The following is a 17379-nucleotide window of genomic DNA, read 5'->3' as shown; positions in this document are numbered from 1 at the left end:
TCCCACCGGTCGCCCATCGCGATCTGGGCGGGAAGGCATACGTGCAGTACGTAGGTGGGCGCGGTGAGAGCGGGTCTCCACCGCCTCCGCGGTCCTTGTGGCGACGCACCAGTCGACGGCGGGGTTTGGCTGTTCGACGTGCTCAACGCCTCGCCGATCGACCCCCGCCCCCGACTTCGTCGCGAAGATGCTGGAGCGCAACAAGGTCTGGATGGACAAGGTGCGCGGGCTGGGCGGCAAGACCTACCCGATCGGCGGTCAGCGGTACGGCCCGGACGAGTGGCGCGAGCACTACGGCGACACCTGGGACGACGTCGTGCGCGCCAAGAAGCTCTACGACCCGGCCCGCATCCTCACCCCCGGACCGCGCACGGGTATCCGGTCGACCCGGCGGCGTCAACTCCCCGAATCGCGACGCCGCCGGGACCGCCGCGAGCACCGGGTCAGCGACGCGGCCTTCCACCAGGGGCAGGGGATCGGCAACCACGCCGCGCTGTGCGGGCACGTCGTCGCACCGCTGTCGACGGCGGAGCCGTCCGGCCCGCCCTGCCGCGAATGCCCCAGCGCGTCACGCGTTGCAGTGGCCGCCGTGAAGTGACCGGAATGCCGCGTCCCGCAACGGTCATGCGCTGTTGTTGGGGTTAGCCCCAGTGGGACGACGGCGGTGCGCCCGATGGTCTTCGTCCCGGTGGGCCGACAGGCTGGAGGCATGTCGATCTCTCCCTCTCGTCGTGATTTCCTCAGAATCGGTGCCACGGCTGCCGTCGGTGTGGCGTCTCTCGGCATCGCGAGTCCGGCGCATGCGGCTGTGCGGCCGGAGATCGCGCCGTTGCGTATCCGCACGCCGGCCGGCACCTTCGACGCGGTCGCCGCGGGGCCGCGAAGTGGCCGGAAAGTGCTGCTGTTGCATGGTTTTCCCGAACTCGGCATCGAGTGGGAGCACCAGTTGCGCGCGCTCGCCGCTGCCGGTTACCGGGCGGTGGCGCCTGACCAGCGGGGCTACTCGCCGGGCGTGCGGCCCATCGGGATCGAGAACTACCGGCTGGATCACGCGGTCAGGGACGTTCGGGCGATGGCCGATGCTCTTGGCTGGCACAGGTTCGACCTGGTCGGGCATGACTGGGGTGCTGCGGTCGCCTGGATCGCGGCGGCGGAGTACTCGCGTCGCGTGCGGTCGTTGACCGCTGTCTCCGTGCCGCATCTCGGTGCTTTCGCCGAGGCGTTGCGGACCGATCCCGCGCAGCAGGAGGCGTCCAAGTACATGCAGTTCTTCCGGCAGCCCGCTCCGATTCCGGAGAACTCGATCCTCGCTTCGGGGCCGCCCAAGCTGCCGGGCGTTCCACCGGAGAAGGCCGCGGAGTACTTCCGGCGGCTTTCCCAGCCGGGTGCCCTGACCGCGGTGCTGAACTGGTACCGGGCCAATGATTTCCAGGGCCATGAGAAGCGGGTCGCTGTGCCGACGCTTTTCATCGCGAGCACGAAAGACCTCATGGTCGCGCCGTCGGGGGTGGAAGCGACCAAGAACTGGGTCACCGGGCCGTACCGGCTGGAGAATCTCGCGGGGATCGGGCACAACATCCCCGAAGAGGCTCCCGAGGCGACGTCCGCGCTGCTCCTCGCGCATCTCGCTTCGGTGTGCGTTTGAGCCGGATTCGTCATTGCACTAAAAAAGCAGGTCCTGTCGGGAGTGCCTTGTAGGGTGCCGGGCCATGGGAAAGGTGTTCGCTGAGCTTCGCGCGATGCTGACTTCGTCGGATCCGGAAATCCGCTGGAAAGTGCGGAAGAAGTTCCAGCTCAGGTATTCGGAGTGGCTGGACGAGACGGCCGATCCCCGGAAAGAGCTGGATGCAGTGCTGCTGGGCTCGGATCCGGAGGCCCGGGAGCGTGTTGCGGACCTGTATTGGTCGATCCTGCCGGGCGCGGAGATCGATCACGCTGAGGCGCTGCTGGATGTTCTGGAGGATGACAGCGCCGCCGTGGCTGCCCGGGAGCTGTGCGCGGAGTTGTTCATCCTGCTGGTGCCCGGGGAGGAATCCCACTACATGGTGGACCGCCTGGCTGAGAAGGCGCGCGAGGGGGTGAGTGACTGGCTCGCCGCGGCATTCGGCATTGCCGCCGGTGACCTGCCGCGCTTCACCAACGAGCAGGCCGGTGACGGCGCGACTGTGCGCTGTTTTTCCTGCGAACTGGGGATGACCGGGCCGGAGCCGCGGGGCGAGGTGTCGGTGGCGCGGTGCTGGCGGGTGTCGGCGCTGGTCGCGTTGCTGGGCAGCCGGTCCGAGTGGGTACGGCGGCGTGCCGTTCGGGAGTTGGCCCTGCTCGGTTCCGGCGTGGTGGGCGTTCTGCGGGCGGTGTGCCGATCCCGGACACCGTCGCGGCGCGGGGCGTTGGCGGTGTTGGCGGAAATCGGATGGCACGAGCTGGATCCGGCCGACCGCGAGTTGCTGACCCGGTTCATCCGGATCCGGCAACGCGGCGAGACTCCCGCACCGCTCGCCGAGCGGGACGACGTGTTCGCGGAGTGGTTCGCCGTGCCCACGACCGACCAGGCCGCGGTGCTCGAGGCGTTCGATCTCTGCGACCCCGTTCCGGCCACGATGCGCATGGGGCAGGCGTGGTGGAGCGTGATCGACGGCTGGCGGCCCGTCAACCGCACGGTCCACGGCGAGATCGGTATGACGTTCGAGCAGGTCTACGTCAGCCCCGCGCTGGAGGGCTGGACCCTGGTGTTCGCCGACTACCCGGCTCTGGACGGGGGTGGCGGCCTGCTCTCCGACCGCCAGGCCCGCGGGGCCGATGCCATGGCCCGGTGCGAGAAGCTCAGTCGGCGGTTCGGCGCCGCACAGTGGTACGCGCAGTGCTTCGACGGCTACGACGACCGGAGCGGCTGGATCGTCTGCGAGAACGGCGAGATCGCCCGGTACTGCTTCTACGCGCCGGGCTACTTCGATCTGCCGGGGGAGGAGGTGCTCATCGGGCCGCCCGGTGATCCGGATGCCGACACCGAAGCGCTTCTCGGGGATCTCCGCGCGTGGCTCGCGGAGCGCGGGACCTCCGGGAAGCAACCGCCCCCGGCGCCGGTGCCGCCTGCTTCCCGGGAGGAGGAGGTCGAGGAACCCGAGAAGGCCGAGGTGTGGCAGCCGTGGCTCGACTGGGAGTTCACGGTTTCGAAGGTGGCCTGGCGGCTGTCGGTGAGTCCCGAAGCCTTTGGTCCGGACATGCGTGTCACGGGTACCGGCGTGCTCGCCGTGCCCCGCGCGCTGCGAGATCGGCCGCGTTACGGCGCACTGCCGATCTGACGGCGCTTCCTTAGCGGCTCCGAGGTGGGGAGCGCTAGGAAGTGTCACCGTATGGGCTAGTCAGGGGTACTGGATCGTTCCGGAATGCGGTGGTGCGGGTCACAGGGGCGGGGGCGTGCGTGCGGGTTGTGCTAGTTCACTTGGTGATCACTTTCCAGAAGTGAAGGGGATTGCGCGTGGGCGAGCACGAAGCGGTCGTGGACATGGGGCGCTACCCGTTGGCGGAGCCGGGGAGCGCTGCGTGGCGCGAAGTGGTGGAGCACGCGCGGCGGGAGTTGGCGCGGGACGGGTGTTGCGTGCTCGAAGGCTTCGTGCGGGAGCCGGAGGCGCTGCAGAGGGAGTGCGCGGGGATCGCGGGGCGCGCGTACAACCGGGTCGAAGTGGTGAACGCGTACAACATCGCGGTGGACACGCCGTTACCGGAAGGGCATCCGGGGCGTATCGCGATGGAGAAGGGCAACGCGTTCGTGGCGCGCGACCACATCCCGGCGGACTTCGTGATCGAGAAGCTGTACACGAGCGAGGTGTTCCAGCGGTTCGTGGCGGCGTGTTTCGAGTTGCCGGAGGTGCACGAGCTGGCGGACCCGTTGTCGGGGTTGTGCCTGAACGTGATCGAGCCGGGCCTTGCGCACCCGTGGCACTTCGACACGAACGAGTACACGGTGAGCATGCTGACGCAGGAGCCGGAGGAGGGCGGGATCTTCGAGTACTGCCCGAACATCCGGACGCCGGAGTCGGAGAACTTCGATGACGTGGCGGGGGTGCTGACCGGGGCGCGGCCGGACCTGGTGCGGCGCCTGGCGCTCAAACCGGGGGATCTGCAGCTGTTCAAGGGGCGGTACGCGTTGCACCGGGTGACGCGGGTGGAGGGCGGACGAGCCCGGCACTCGGCGATTTTCGCCTACAGCGAGCGGCCTGGGGTGATCGGCAGCGTGGAGCGCACGAGGCAGTTGTTCGGCCGGGTGCTGCCGGAGCACCGGACCGCGGCAGTGCGAAGCGACCAGCTGCTGGACTGAGGGAGGACACATGGCATTCGACGCCACGGGGAAAGTCACCCTCGACCACATCTACACGCAGCCGGACCCGCGGGCGTACTTCACGACACTGCGCGGGCTCGAGTACAACATCCCGCAGTTGGCGCAGCCGTACTTCGCGGACCTGATCGGGCAGCACGAGCGGCCGCGGGTGGTGGACATCGGGTGCTCGTACGGGATCAACGCGGCGTTGCTGAACCACGGCGCGTCGATGGAGGAGCTGTACGAGAGGTACACCGATCCCGCGGTGGCGGACCTGTCGACGAGCGCCCTGGCGGAACGCGATCGCCGGCTGAGCAAGAAACAGGGAAATGCCTGGATCGTGGGGCTGGACAGTTCGCGGCCCGCGTTGGACTACGCGTTGGCGGCGGGGTTCCTGGATGACGCGGTGTGCGCGGACCTGGAGAACAAGGACCTCACGGAGGAGCAGCGGGAGCAGCTGGCGGGGACGGACCTGGTGATCTCCACGGGCTGCATCGGCTACGTGGGCGCGAGCACGATCGCCAAGGTCGCTGAGGTCAGCGAGCCGTTGATGGCCCACTTCGTGCTGCGGATGGTGCCGTTCGAGCCGGTCGAGGAGGCCTTGCGGGAGCTGGGATACGACACGGTGCGGGCGGACGGGGTGTTCCGGCAGCGGCGGTTCGTCTCGGTCGAGGAGCAAGATCAGGTCCTGGATACGCTGCGCACGGTCGGTGTCGATCCACGCGGGCTGGAGGACACCGGCTGGCTCTACGCTCAGCTGCACCTGTGCCGGCCGACCACGTCGGCCCGGACGATCGTCGACCTCACCTCGGCCACGGGACAAGGATGACTGTGACGACCTTCGAGAACGAGGACAAGCTTCCGCGGGTACCCCTGCCCACCCTGGAAGAAAGCTGTGAGCTGTTCCTGGAGTGGTGCGCGCCGCTGCTCTCGGCGGAGGAGTTGGCCGAGACAGAGCAGGCGGTGACGGAGTTCCTGGCCTCGGACACGGTGCGCGGCCTGCAGGCGGAGCTGGTGCGCTACGACGACAGCCCGGGGGTGCGCAGCTGGCTGGACACGTTCTGGCCGTCGCGGTACCTCGGGCGGCGGGACCGGATCGCGCTCAACGCCAACTTCTTCTTCCTGTTCAAGGATTCCGAGCTGGGCCAGGTGGATCGTGCTGCCGGGCTGATCGCCTCGGCGCTGGAGTACAAGGCGGCGCTGGACACCGAGAGCATCCCGCCGGTGGTGCTCCGCGGGCAGCCGCAGTCGATGGAGCAGCACCGCTACCTGTTCTCCACCACCAGGATTCCGGGCGTCGAGCAGGACACGGTGCGCACGGCCTCGTCGGCGAAGCACATCGTGGTGTTCCATCGCGGGCAGATGTTCCGGATGGACGTGCTCGGCGCGGAGGGCAAGCCGCACACGCTGGACGAGCTCGCGGCCGGGCTGCGCGCGGTGCTGGAGACCGGTGGCGCGGAGGAGGTTCCGGTCGGTCACCTCACCACGAAGGCCAGGGCGGAGTGGGCGGCCAGCCGGGCGCGGTTGCTCGGTCTCGGCAACGCGGAGGCGCTGGAGGTCATCGAGTCGGCGTTGTTCTGCCTGTCCTTGGAGTCGGACGCTCCGGACGACACGCTCGCGGCGTGCGACGCCTTGTTGCACGGTGACAGCGCGAACCGGTGGTTCGACAAGGCGGTGTCGCTGATCGTCTTCGCGGACGGGCGGGCCGGGATCAACGTGGAGCACTGCCTGCTCGACGGCACGACGATCCTCGCCTTCGTCGACGCGCTGCTGACCACGACGGGCACTGAAAGCGCTGTGGCACAAGGAACTCCGGTTGTGGAGCCGGTGGAGTTCGTGCTGGATGACGCGCTGCGCGATGACGTGGTGGCCGCTGGCAAGGCGTTTGCGGACTACGCCGCCGCGACTGCCACGACCTTGTTGTCCTTCAACGACATCGGCACCAGCCGGATCAAGCGGCTGGGCGTCTCGCCGGACGGGTTCGTCCAGGCGGCCTATCAGCTCGCACACCGGCGCAGCAAGGGAATGACCGGTACCACGTACGAATCGATCGCCACGCGGCAGTACCAGAACGGTCGCACCGAGGCGATGCGCGTGGTCACGCCGGAGATGCTGCGGTACGTGGCGGCGATGGAGGACGGTGACGCGGAGACTCGTCGCGCGGCGTTGCTGGAGGCGGCGGGCAAGCACGTGGCCCGCGCGAAGCAGTGCCAGGCCGGGCAGGCGCCGGAGCAGCACCTGTGGGAGCTGCAGCTGATCCACAAGCGCCGTGGCTGTACCGAGCCGATCGCGCTGTACGAGTCGCCGGGCTGGCTGATCATGCGTGAGGACTACCTGAGCACCAGTTCGGCCCCTTCGCAGCACATCCAGTACTTCGGGTTCGGCTCGACCAGCAGCAAGTGCATCGGCGTCGCGTACGTGCTGCTGCCCGATCGCTTCAACGTCTACCTGAGCACGCCGAAGCCGGTCGCGGACCAGATGCACGCGTTCGCCGACGCGCTGAACACCGCGCTGCGCGAGCAGGTGGACCTGCTGACCGCCTGACCGACCCTTTCCTTGAGCGGCGACAAGCGGCGGATCGAATTTCCGCCGCTTGTTCGGCACGTGCTCCGGACAGCAGGCGAAGATAGCGCGCCGGGCAAATTGTCACCCTATTCCCCTGATTGTCGGATAAGGGGTTGGACAGAAATGTCCCGGGTGGACAGAAGCGTCAGACCGCAGGTGGCCCGAGCCTCTCCGTAATGGTCAGAAATGGGAGTTGTGCCCAGGTCATGGCTAGGTAGACTCCGGCGACAAGCTGGAGAACGAACCGGTGGGACGTCCACGTTGATAGCCCGGCGCCATAGGGGTTGATAGCCCGGCGCCATAGGGCTCGTCCTCAAGGCGGTCTCCGGTCGACCTTCATAAATACCTGTAGAAATGTGATCGTGTGATCAGTGCGGGTAGCTTTCCCGCGAACTGCCGGACGAACGGCCGGCCGGGCGCGTGTCCGTACGACCCATGGGAGGTGCGATGAAGCCGGACTTTCTGCACCAGTGCTGCATCTACGGCAGCGATGCGGAGTTCCTCGCAATGGCCGTGCCGTTCGTGCGTGACGGACTGCACAGGGGGGAACCGGTGCTGGTCACCACGACGTCGGCGAACCTGGAGCTGCTGCACGACGTGATGGGCACCGAGGCCGGCAAGATCGACTATGCCGAGTCGGCCTACTTCGGCCGCCGGCCACCGCAGCGGACCACCGCGATCCACCGCTACTGGGAACGCAACCAGCCGACCACGCCGACCGGCGCGGTGCGCATTCTCGCCGAGCCGGTCTGGGCAGGCCGGTCCCGCCGCGAAGTGGCCTCGTGGAAGCACATGGAGGCCGCGTTCAACGTGGTGCTCGCCGACACCGGGATCCGGATGATCTGCCCGTACGACACCAGGGGCGTGGGCGAGGACATCATCGAGAACGCCCGTCGCACCCATCCCGAGTGCGTGGTGGGACACCGGGCTGAGCCCTCGGCGCACTTCGTGGCACCGGAGGAGCTCGCGAGGCCCCGCACGTCCCCGCGGCCGCTGAGGGGAGCCACCGGCCTGTTCCGCTTCGAGGGCGACCTGACCGCCACCCGGCGTTACGTGCTGGAGACGGCAGCCGCACTGCTGGTTTCCGAGGACGCCGTGGCGATGTTCGGCATCGCCGTGGGCGAGGCGATCACCTACCTGGTCAACCAGGGCATCGACCGAGCGGTGGTGTGGGTGCGGTCCGCGGCCGGCCGCGTGGTGTGCACGCTGCACAGCGAACAGCCGCTCGACACCGTCCACCCGTTCCTCGGCTACCGGCCCCCGGGTCTGAGTGAGCGGCCTGGCGACGGCCTGTGGTTGACCAACCAGATCTGCGAGTGGCTGGACGTCAGCTCCGACGCCTCGGGGTGCACCATCGAGCTGGCCATGCCGGGACGGCGTGCCGAGGAGATCCGCCACGGCGAGAGCAGCCGTCTGGCGTTCGGCGCCTGAGCTTCCGCTAGCCCTGCAGCCTCGCCACCCACTCGCGCAACAGCGCCCGCCACGTGCCGACCCCGATGCCGTGCGTGGCGGACAGCTGGAGCACCCGGGCCCTCGGGTTGACCTTGCCAAGGCACCGGACAAAGGTGTCCGTGTCGAAGTCCAGGTGCGGCAACAGGTCGATCTTGTTGAGCAGCACCACGTCCGCGCTGGCGAACATGTGCGGGTACTTCAGGGGTTTGTCCGCTCCCTCGGTGACCGACGTGATCACCGCGCGGCGCTGCTCGCCGAGGTCGAACAGCGCCGGGCACACCAGGTTGCCGACGTTCTCCACGAACACCACCGACCGCGCGGGTGGTTCGAGAGCGCGCAACGCCCTGGCGAGCATGTCGGCGTCGAGGTGGCAACCCGCGCCGGTGTTCACCTGGACCACCTGGCAGCCGGTGGCGCGGATCCGTTCGGCGTCGAACACGGTCGCCTGATCACCTTCGACCACCGACACGGCCAGTTCCGCGCTCAGGTCGTGGATCGTGCGCTCCAGGACGGTGGTCTTGCCCGACCCCGGTGAGCTCATCAGGTTCACCGCGAGGATGCCCTGCTCGGTGAACCAGCTCCGGTTGCGTCGCGCGAGCTGGTCGTTGTGGGCCAGCAGCCGCTGTTCCAACAGCACCGTCCGGTCCGGCTCGGCGTGCTCGTGCCCGTCGGACGGGCCGATCACCCGTACTCCGGCGTCGTCGGAGCACCCGCAGGTGGCGCACATGCCGAACTCACCTCCACAGACTTGATCCGCAGTTCCCGGCCGGAGAGCACCTCGGCGTCGGCACTGCCGCACGCCGGGCACAGCACGATCGGGTCTTCGACGTCGAACTCCTCGGTGCAGTCGCGGCAGCGCGCGCCACCGGCGGGTTCGTCGATCACCAGGCGGGCACCCTGCACCGTGGTCCCCTCCGCCACCAGGTCGAAGCAGAACCGCACGGAGTCGACCAGCACACCGGACAGCTTGCCGATCTCCAGCCGCACGGCGCTGATCCTGGTGCCGCCCATCCGTTCCACGATCGCCTCGACGATCGACTGCGTGATGGACAGCTCGTGCATTCCGTTGCGCCTCAACAGATCCGCGGCAACGGGTCACCGACCAGCAGATCGCAGATCCTGGTGCCGCCGAACGCGGTGTTGAGCAGGACCAGCCCGGGTGGATCGGCCGCGATCCTGCCGATCACCGCGGACTGCGCGCCGAGCGGGTGCCTGCGCAGGGCCGCCAGCGCCCGGTCGGCCTCCGCACCGTCTACAAAGGACACAAAGCGTCCCTCGCACGCCACGTACAGGGGGTCGATGCCGAGCAGTTCCGCGGCGCCGCGCACCTCCGGCCGCACCGGGATCGCGTCCTCGTCGACCACAACGGCCACCTTCGCGGCCCTGGCCGCCTCGTTCAGGATCGTCGCGACGCCGCCACGAGTGGCATCGCGCATCGCTCGCACCCCGTCGGTGCTGCCCAGCAGTTCGGCCACCAGGCCGTGCACCGGGGCGGTGTCGGAGACCAGATCGGCCTCGATGTCCAGATCGCCGCGGGCCAGCATGATGGTGACGCCGTGTTCGCCGATCGGCCCGGAGACGATCACCGCGTCCCCCGGCCGCACGGCGGCGAGGTCGAGCCGCGCCTGGTGCTCGATCACGCCGACCCCGGTGATGTTGATGTAGCAGCCGTCGCCCTTGCCGCGCTGCACGACCTTCGTGTCGCCGGTCACCACCCGCACGCCTGCCGCGTCGGCGGCCTCCCTCATCGATCCGGCGATCCTGGTCAGGTCGGCGACCGGGAAGCCTTCCTCCAGGATGAAACCCGCGGCCAGGTACAGCGGCCGGGCGCCGGCCACGGCGAGGTCGTTGACCGTGCCGTTGACCGCGAGGTCGCCGATGTCGCCGCCGGGGAAGAACAGCGGGGTGACCACGAACGAGTCGGTGGTCAGCGCCAGCCGTGAGGTGCCGACGGCCAGTTCGGCCGCGTCCCCGAGCGGTTCGAGCAACGGGTTGCGGAACGCCTCCAGGAAGATCGCCTCGATCAGCGTCTGGGTGGCCTTGCCGCCCGCGCCGTGCGCGAGCGTGATCAGCTTCTCCCGGACCACCGGCCGCCGCCCGCGGATCCGCTCGACCCGGTCGAGCACGCGCTGCTCCCGATCGGAGGGCTTCACCGGGCGCTCGCCCGCCGCACCCGGTCGCGGCTGAACCGGCCGAAGTTGTAGTAGGCGGCGCAGGCCCCCTCCGGGGAGACCATGCAGGTGCCGATCGGGGTCTCCGGCGTGCACGCGGTGCCGAACACCTTGCACTCCCAGGGTTTGAGCACCCCCTTGAGCACCTCGCCGCACTGGCAGGACTTCGGGTCGGCCACCCGCACGCCCGGCAGCTCGAAGCGGCGTTCGGCGTCGAAGTCGGCGTAGCCCGTCCCCATCCGCAGCGCGGAGTAGGAGATGAAACCGAGGCCGCGCCATTCGAAGTACGGGCGCAGCTCCATCACCTGCCCGATCGCCTGCAGCGCGGCCGGGTTCCCCTGCCACGGCACCACTCGGGAGTACTGGTTCTCGACCTCCGAACGCCCCTGCGCGAGCTGGAGCATCAGCAGGTGGATCGACTGCAGGACGTCCAGCGGTTCGAACCCGGCCACGACGACCGGTTTTCCGTAGTCCCGCGCGATGAACTCGTACGGTCCGCAGCCGATCACGGTGGACACGTGCCCCGGTCCGATGAAGCCGTCCAGCCGCTGGTCCGGGGAGTCCAGGATGGCCTTGATCGCCGGGATGATCGTGACGTGGTTGCAGAAGACCGAGAAGTTGCGGATGCCCTCCTTGGCGGCCCGCAGCACGGTCACCGCGGTGGACGGGGCGGTGGTCTCGAACCCGATAGCCATGAACACGACCTGCCGGTCCGGCTGCTGCCGCGCGAGCTTGAGCGCGTCCAGCGGCGAGTAGACCATCCGGATGGAGGTGCCCTCGGCGTTGGAGTCGAAGAAGTTCCCGCCGCTGCCCGGCACCCGCATCATGTCGCCGAAGGAGGTCATCAGCACCCCGGGCCTGCGGGCGATGTGGATCGCGTCGTCGACGCGCCCCATCGGGATCACGCACACCGGGCACCCGGGACCGTGCACCAGGGTGATGTTCTCGGGCAGGTAGTCCTCGATGCCGTGCTTGTAGATGGTGTGCGTGTGCCCGCCGCACACCTCCATGAACTTGTACTCGCGGCCCGGCTCGCACAGCTCGGCGATCCTGGCCGACAACGCCTTGGCCTTGCCGGCGTCGCGGTACTCGTCGACGAAACGCATCTCGCGCACCTTCTAGTCGATGTGGGAATCGCGCAGGGCGGCGATCTCGTCCTGGTAGGCCCTGCCGATGTCTTCGAGGAACTCCAGCGCCGCCCGCGCCTCGGACTCGTCGATCTTGGAGAGCGCGAAGCCGACGTGGATGAGCACCCAGTCGCCCGGGCGCACGTCCTCCTCGGCCAGCAGGCCGATGTTGATCGCCCGCCGCACCCCGCTCACGTCGACCTTGGCCAGGTCGGGGCTGCCGGCGAGGATCTCCACGACCTCACCCGGTATGCCGAGGCACATGTCGGTCCCCCTCACTCGCGTGGTCCGCGACGAGATCGGCCACGGCGCGCACCGCGGTGCCGACGGCCCGCTCGACCGCCGGGCTCAGTCCCATCCGGTGGTCGAGCACCGCGGGCTCGCAGCCGACCAGCAGCACCCGGCGCGGCTCGCCCCCGAGCAGACCCACCAGGTCCAGCACGACGTCGGGCTGCATGCCGTGCGCGTCCAGGCTCGGTCGCCGCGCGCTCGGCGCGGTGTCCAGTTCGACCACGTAGACGGTGCCCGCCTCGTCGCCCCGCGCGGTCGCGTCAACCATGATCGTCAATTCGTAGCCGGTGGCGGCCAGGTCGTACGCCAGGTGCATGCCCCGGACGCCGTAGTCGACCACCCGCACCCACCGCGGCAGCTCCACATCGGACAGACGGTGGACGACCTCGACGCCGAAGCCGTCGTCGCCGAGGAAGACGTTGCCGATACCGGCGACCAGCACCCGTGCGGTCACAGCGGATCGACCTCCTCCGCGCCGAAGTAGCGGTACTGCCCGCACTCGGCGCGCAGGTCCGCCCCGGGGTCGTCCTCCAGGGTCACCGCGAGGTGCCGGCCGCCGTCGATGTCGCGCAGCACCTTCCGCACCACAGCGGTGCGCCCGGCCAGGAACATGTCCGAGGCGTCGGCTCTGCGGACGGGCCGAAGCCGCACCCTGGATCCCGTGGTCACCGCTACCCCGTTGACCAGCACGCTCTCGGCTTCCGGCGGCCGGTCCCCGGACACCGCATCCAGGTGGCGCATCGTGGCGTGCAACCGCTCCAGCGACTCCGGCGGCAGGTTGTCCACCCGGTCGAGCAGGTCGGCAGCTTTGCGGTCGGTGGCCCGCGCCTGCCTCTTCTCCTCGTCGGTCAACGTCATCGTGCGCAGCGCGAGGAGCTCGTCGATCTCCGTGCAGTCGAACGTCTCGCCCGGGCTCTGCTCGGCGACCGACGGGTAGTCGTAGAGGATGATCGGAGCGCAGAGCACCGTGTCGTGCCTGCCCGGTTCCCCCACCAGCACCGGCCAGGTCCGCTCGTTGCGGCATTCCGCCGCCGCGGCCGAGGCCCACTCGGGTGGGGCGAGCAGGGACAGGAAGCCACCTGCCGACACCGCGAGCAGCGTGTGCGTCGCGATCAGCGCGTGCCTCAGCGCATGGTTCCTGCCCGCGCCCGGGTGCACCCACCACGCGGTGTTCCGCACACACACCCGCAGGCGCACCGCGCCGTACGGTCCCCGCAGCGCGGTGGTGCCCACGCGCAGTTCGCCGCGCAACGGCCATCGCTCGCGCACCAACCGGGCACCGCGTCCCCCGGGAATCGGGTCGACCTCCCGGCCGCCGTCGACCCCGAACGGGATGCGGGTGCCGCCGCGGGCGAGGTCTGCCACGCGGAACACCGCGTCGATCTCGCGCTCCACCGCCTCGTCCCACGTCGTGTGGTCGACGCCCGCGACGGTCACCGATGGCACCGGTCCGTAGCCCGTGCCGCTGGGGAGCTCCACCACTCGCGACTGGAGTTGCAGGAACCGCAGCCGCACGTGCAGCGTCGCGCGACCACGCGGTACCAGGAGCAGCTCTGCCCGCGAGTCCGGGTGCTCGCCCGTGTCGGTGAACGACGGTGGCATCAGCACACCCCACTGCCAGCGCACCTGGTTCTTGGCGGCGGACGCGCGGTAGGGGTAGAGCAGGTAGCCCTCGTGGAGGACGGCGTCGGCGACCGCCCTGGCCTCGTCCATCGCACCCGTCATCGCTTCACCGGGCGCTCGCCGTCCAGCGCGGTGAGGGTGAGCGCCCACAGCACGTGGTAGAGCGTGGTCTGCGCTTCCTGGATCCGGTGCACCGAAGACGACGGCACGACGAACAGGTGGTCGATGCTCTCCAGCTCGGCCATCCTGCCCCCGTCGTCGCCGGCGAAGCCGACGGTGAGCAGGCCACGACGGCTCGCCTCCTCGAAGGCGGGCACCAGGTTGGCCGAGTTCCCGCTGGTCGACAGCCCGACCGCGATGTCGCCCCCGCGCCCGAAAGCGGCTACCTGCCGGGAGAACACCGCGTTGAACCCGATGTCGTTGCTCAGCGCGGTGATCACGGCGATGTCGTTGGTCAGCCCGAAGGCGGGCAGCGGCCGCGCCTCGCCTGCCGGGCTGAGGAACAGGCTGGCCAGGTCCTGCGCGTCGGTGGAGCTGCCGCCGTTGCCGAAGGCCAGCAGCCTGCCCCCGTGCGCGAACCGCTCGGCCATCGCCTCGGCGCAGTCCACCAGCCGCCGCCGGTCGCGCTCGAAGACCTCTTCGCGCAACCGGATGGCCGCGCACACCTTGTCCACAGTGGACTCACGAACCTGTGCCATCAGGGCGGCCGCGGTGGGGCTTCCGGACGTGCCGTGGTACAGGAAAGGGTACAGCGACCGGACGTCCTCGCCCGGTGCCGACGAATCGCTCGCACCCTTCACCCGGCACCGCCGGGGAGTACGGCGATGGCTTCGCCCGCGTGCGTCAGCACGGTGTCACCGACCTCGGCGGTCACCAGCGCGACGCTGACCTCCTGTTCGTCGTCGGCACCGGCGCGCACGACCGCCATGTCGTCGTCGAGAAGGCGCAGCACGGTGGCCGGCGTGGCCACGTCCGAACAGGTCACGCAGACCTCGTCGGGGCATTCCGGCACGTCCACGATCACCCCATGTCCGGTCGTTCGAGGAAGACGTGCACCAGCTCCCACAGCAGGTGGTACATCGTGACGTGGACCTCCTTGACCACGAGCGGATCGGCGGAGCGGACCGCCAGGAGGTGGTCGGCAGCCCGGCTCGCGGAGATCGCCCCGCCGGAACCGCCGACCAGTGCCACCGTGAGCAAGCCGAGCTCCTTGGCCACTTCGAGCCCGCGCAGGACGTTGCGGCACTGCCCGTCGGCGGACAGGCCCATGACGATGTCGGCGGGCTCGGTCAGGCAACGGATCTGCTGAGCGAAGGTCTCGGTGTACCCGCAGCGGTTCGCGATGCCGGTGAGCGTGGCGACGTCGGAGGTCAGCGAGAGGGCGGGCAGGGCGCGCTTGCCGACGATGACCGGGTGGACGAACTCCACCGCCACGTGCTGGGCGTCCGTGCTCGGCCCACCGTTGCCGAAGACGACGAGCTTGCCGCCGCGGTGGAACCGCTCGGCCATCGAGCGGCAGGTGCGCGCCACGTCCTCGGCCTGCAGGGCGAGGTCGGCCAAGGGCCGGGTACGACAATGTGACAATTCATCGACAAGATCGGAACCGCCGGAAAGCACGATCGTCGTCACGAACCCTTCTTCTGCTGTGTCGGGAGCGGATTCCGCTGAGGTCAGTTTGTCTACGTCAAACCCGTCTCACGGCGCAAGTGGACATTTCTGTCCACCTGTGGCGATTTCTGTCCGCCCGCGCCGGGATCGTGTCGATCACTTTCGGCCCGGCCCTGGCGTCCGGGTTCGCCCGTCCGTTCGAGTTGTTGACTGGTGCATTACTTTCTCGGCTTTGTCACCCGATCGCACTGAACAGGCATGGGCCGGTCAGCGGAACTGCACGTCCCCGAATCGCTCCTGAATCCTGCGCAGTTCGCGCAGGCGGGGCTCGGTCTCCCCGCTGACCCAGCGGCTCACCGTCTTCACCGACACGCCCAGTTCCCGCGCCGCGGTCCCCTGGGTGATCCCCTCCCTGCGCAACGCCTCCGCCATCCACTCGGCGAAGCTCGACACGGCATGGGGCCCGGCAGGCGGGTTCTCCGCGGACGGGGGCGCGGCCGGCGGGGGCGGGATCCGGGCATCCGGCCGCCCCTCGGCCGGGCCGGGGTGCTCTGACGTCGAGGGGAGCAGGTCGAGCTCGACCCGGTCGGGATACCTCCGGCACGAGACCTGGACCTTCCCGGCCGGGCCCGCCGCCGACAGCAGGACGCGCAGGATCGTCCTGTTCACCTCGCGGTTGTCCGACTCCGACAGCGGTGAGTCCGACAGGCACCCGCGGACGTAGTCCTGGATCTCCGGAACGGCGGACGGCCGGGCCGTGAAGACCTTCGTGCGCACGGCGACCGGGAGTATCTCGATCGATTCGCCGTAGTGCCGGACGATCGACTCAGGCACTTCAACCGCCCTTTCCGGTGGACTCGAGCCTAGCTGGCCGGCCGACTTTTCATTGACAGTGGCGCGGAGGACAGTTCTGTCCGGTCAGGTAATAAGTCACCATTGTCCAGCCCTCTGGCAGTCCAGTCTTGCCTCCGCGGCCGGAGAGGTCTAGCGTTGCGCCGCCTGAACTGTACCGAAGTGAGAATTCACTGAAGTTCTTGCGTCTTCAAGACATTTTGTCAGTGGTTCTTGCGCATCGTCCACCGGTGGTGAACCGCTCATTTCACGTGCGGCTGGAGCAGCCGCGGGAAGGTGTTCGGAGATGACCGAGGCCGAGCAACCCGACGGCCCGCCGGTCGGCCTGGGCGATCCCGAATCCCCGGTGCACATCCTGTGGATGAACGGCGGGCTGGGGTGCGACGGGGACTCGGTCGCGTTGACCGCGGCGACCCAGCCCAGCATCGAGGAGATCGTCCTCGGCGGCCTTCCCGGGTTGCCCAGGGTCGCCATGCACTGGCCGCTGCTCGACGCCGAGTGCGGCCCCGACGGGGGCCAGGACAGCTTCATCGGGTGGTGGCACAAGGCCGACCGCGGCGAACTGGACCCCTTCATCCTGGTGGTCGAGGGCTCGGTGCCCGACGAGACGATCAAGGAAGAGGGCTACTGGTGCGGCTTCGGCACCGATCCGGCCACCGGCCAGCCCATCACCACCAGCGAATGGCTCGACCGGCTGGCGCCCAAGGCCATGGCCCTGCTGGCCGTCGGCACCTGCGCGGGCTACGGCGGCGTGCACGCCATGGCGGGCAACCCCACCGGCGCCATGGGCGTGCCCGACTACCTCGGCTGGGACTGGACGTCCAGGGCCGGCATCCCCATCGTGTGCGTGCCCGGCTGCCCGGTGCAGCCCGACAACCTCTCGGAGACCATCCTGTACCTGCTCTACCAGGCCGTCGGCCGGGCACCCATGATCGACCTCGACGAGGCCCTGCGCCCGAGGTGGTTGTTCGAGACCACCGTCCACGAGGGGTGCGACCGGGCCGGGTACTACGAGCAGGACGAGTTCGCCGAGCACCACGGTTCCCCCAAGTGCCTGGTCAAACTGGGCTGCTGGGGCCAGGTGGTCAAGTGCAACGTGCCCAAGCGCGGCTGGCTCAACGGCGTCGGCGGGTGCCCGAACGTCGGCGGCATCTGCATCGCGTGCACCATGCCGGGCTTCCCCGACAAGTTCATGCCCTTCATGGAGAACCCGGCGGGCGGCAACGCGCCCGTCGCGGCGAGCACCGTGACCGGCTCGGTGATCCGCATCCTGCGCGAGATCAGGACCCAGGCCGCGGACTCGCGACCCCCGGGGATCAGCCGGGGCGCCCGGTCCGACGCCGGTTACCCGACCACCTGGTGAAGTACGGAGAGT

At 69.2% G+C, this 17379-nt stretch carries 19 protein-coding genes; 8 read left to right on the top strand and 11 right to left on the bottom strand.

The features are described 5' to 3' along the window. Nucleotides 1-187 precede the first annotated feature (187 nt). The 7 genes from BLT28_RS17410 (at nucleotide 188) to BLT28_RS17375 (ending at nucleotide 8311) form a co-directional block, all read left to right on the top strand. Entirely contained in the window at nucleotides 188-598 is a 411-nt protein-coding gene (locus tag BLT28_RS17410; protein WP_083383757.1) for a hypothetical protein, read from the top strand. A gap of 111 nt (nucleotides 599-709) precedes the next feature. Next, nucleotides 710-1645: an alpha/beta fold hydrolase gene (locus tag BLT28_RS17405; protein ID WP_231950812.1), complete on the top strand. Its 936-nt coding sequence runs from the start codon at nucleotides 710-712 to the stop codon at nucleotides 1643-1645. Nucleotides 1646-1709: 64 nt separating this feature from the next. After that, nucleotides 1710-3299: a hypothetical protein gene (locus BLT28_RS40210; RefSeq protein ID WP_043811562.1), complete on the top strand. Its 1590-nt coding sequence runs from the start codon at nucleotides 1710-1712 to the stop codon at nucleotides 3297-3299. Between the two features lie 203 nt (nucleotides 3300-3502). Then, complete coding sequence (locus tag BLT28_RS17390; protein ID WP_052407359.1) at nucleotides 3503-4315, top strand: HalD/BesD family halogenase; 813 nt, start codon at nucleotides 3503-3505, stop codon at nucleotides 4313-4315. Between the two features lie 10 nt (nucleotides 4316-4325). Continuing rightward, a complete protein-coding gene (locus tag BLT28_RS17385; protein ID WP_043811558.1) occupies nucleotides 4326-5144 on the top strand; it encodes a class I SAM-dependent methyltransferase in 819 nt (272 codons plus the stop codon). Next, on the top strand, nucleotides 5141-6859 hold the full coding sequence (locus BLT28_RS17380; RefSeq protein ID WP_030429654.1) for a choline/carnitine O-acyltransferase: 1719 nt from the start codon (nucleotides 5141-5143) through the stop codon (nucleotides 6857-6859). The genes BLT28_RS17385 and BLT28_RS17380 overlap by 4 nt, the downstream gene beginning before the upstream one ends. 468 nt (nucleotides 6860-7327) lie before the next feature. Continuing rightward, on the top strand, nucleotides 7328-8311 hold the full coding sequence (locus BLT28_RS17375) for an MEDS domain-containing protein (protein ID WP_052407358.1): 984 nt from the start codon (nucleotides 7328-7330) through the stop codon (nucleotides 8309-8311). A 7-nt stretch (nucleotides 8312-8318) separates the two neighbouring features. Here BLT28_RS17375 and hypB read toward each other — a convergent pair whose 3' ends face one another. From hypB to BLT28_RS17320, 11 genes are all read right to left on the bottom strand, one after another. Beyond that, a complete protein-coding gene (hypB, locus tag BLT28_RS17370) occupies nucleotides 8319-9059 on the bottom strand; it encodes a hydrogenase nickel incorporation protein HypB (protein ID WP_030429652.1) in 741 nt (246 codons plus the stop codon). Then, complete coding sequence (gene hypA, locus BLT28_RS17365) at nucleotides 9014-9394, bottom strand: hydrogenase maturation nickel metallochaperone HypA (RefSeq protein WP_030429651.1); 381 nt, start codon at nucleotides 9392-9394, stop codon at nucleotides 9014-9016. Before hypA ends, hypB begins: the two co-directional genes overlap by 46 nt. A gap of 11 nt (nucleotides 9395-9405) precedes the next feature. Continuing rightward, nucleotides 9406-10485 carry a hydrogenase expression/formation protein HypE gene (gene hypE, locus BLT28_RS17360; protein ID WP_052407335.1) on the bottom strand — a complete coding sequence of 360 codons (1080 nt, stop codon included), beginning with the start codon at nucleotides 10483-10485 and terminating at the stop codon, nucleotides 9406-9408. Further along, nucleotides 10482-11609, bottom strand: a complete 1128-nt coding sequence (gene hypD / locus BLT28_RS17355; RefSeq protein ID WP_030429649.1) for a hydrogenase formation protein HypD — start codon at nucleotides 11607-11609, stop codon at nucleotides 10482-10484. Before hypD ends, hypE begins: the two co-directional genes overlap by 4 nt. Before the next feature lie 12 nt (nucleotides 11610-11621). Beyond that, a complete protein-coding gene (locus BLT28_RS17350) occupies nucleotides 11622-11894 on the bottom strand; it encodes a HypC/HybG/HupF family hydrogenase formation chaperone (RefSeq protein ID WP_030429648.1) in 273 nt (90 codons plus the stop codon). Then, on the bottom strand, nucleotides 11872-12375 hold the full coding sequence (locus BLT28_RS17345) for a hydrogenase maturation protease (protein WP_052407334.1): 504 nt from the start codon (nucleotides 12373-12375) through the stop codon (nucleotides 11872-11874). Before BLT28_RS17345 ends, BLT28_RS17350 begins: the two co-directional genes overlap by 23 nt. After that, entirely contained in the window at nucleotides 12372-13646 is a 1275-nt protein-coding gene (locus tag BLT28_RS17340) for a hypothetical protein (RefSeq protein ID WP_030429646.1), read from the bottom strand. Before BLT28_RS17340 ends, BLT28_RS17345 begins: the two co-directional genes overlap by 4 nt. After that, nucleotides 13643-14242, bottom strand: coding sequence for a D-sedoheptulose-7-phosphate isomerase (locus tag BLT28_RS17335; RefSeq protein WP_081900329.1), 600 nt, complete (start codon nucleotides 14240-14242; stop codon nucleotides 13643-13645). The genes BLT28_RS17340 and BLT28_RS17335 overlap by 4 nt, the downstream gene beginning before the upstream one ends. A gap of 98 nt (nucleotides 14243-14340) precedes the next feature. Beyond that, the gene (locus tag BLT28_RS17330) at nucleotides 14341-14562 is read right to left on the bottom strand and encodes a HypC/HybG/HupF family hydrogenase formation chaperone (RefSeq protein ID WP_030429644.1); all 222 of its coding nucleotides are present in this window, start codon (nucleotides 14560-14562) and stop codon (nucleotides 14341-14343) included. Nucleotides 14563-14564: 2 nt separating this feature from the next. Then, the gene (locus tag BLT28_RS17325; protein WP_030429643.1) at nucleotides 14565-15164 is read right to left on the bottom strand and encodes a D-sedoheptulose-7-phosphate isomerase; all 600 of its coding nucleotides are present in this window, start codon (nucleotides 15162-15164) and stop codon (nucleotides 14565-14567) included. A gap of 255 nt (nucleotides 15165-15419) precedes the next feature. Then, a complete protein-coding gene (locus BLT28_RS17320; protein WP_043811554.1) occupies nucleotides 15420-15986 on the bottom strand; it encodes a helix-turn-helix domain-containing protein in 567 nt (188 codons plus the stop codon). Nucleotides 15987-16290: 304 nt separating this feature from the next. On the opposite strand from BLT28_RS17320, the gene BLT28_RS17315 reads away from it, so the two are divergent. Next, nucleotides 16291-17367, top strand: coding sequence for an NADH-quinone oxidoreductase subunit B family protein (locus BLT28_RS17315; protein ID WP_052407333.1), 1077 nt, complete (start codon nucleotides 16291-16293; stop codon nucleotides 17365-17367). Nucleotides 17368-17379: the final 12 nt, after the last annotated feature.

This window comes from Allokutzneria albata, assembly GCF_900103775.1.
Taxonomy (GTDB): Bacteria; Actinomycetota; Actinomycetes; order Mycobacteriales; family Pseudonocardiaceae; genus Allokutzneria; species Allokutzneria albata.
This window is presented reverse-complemented; position numbering and strand designations above follow the sequence as displayed.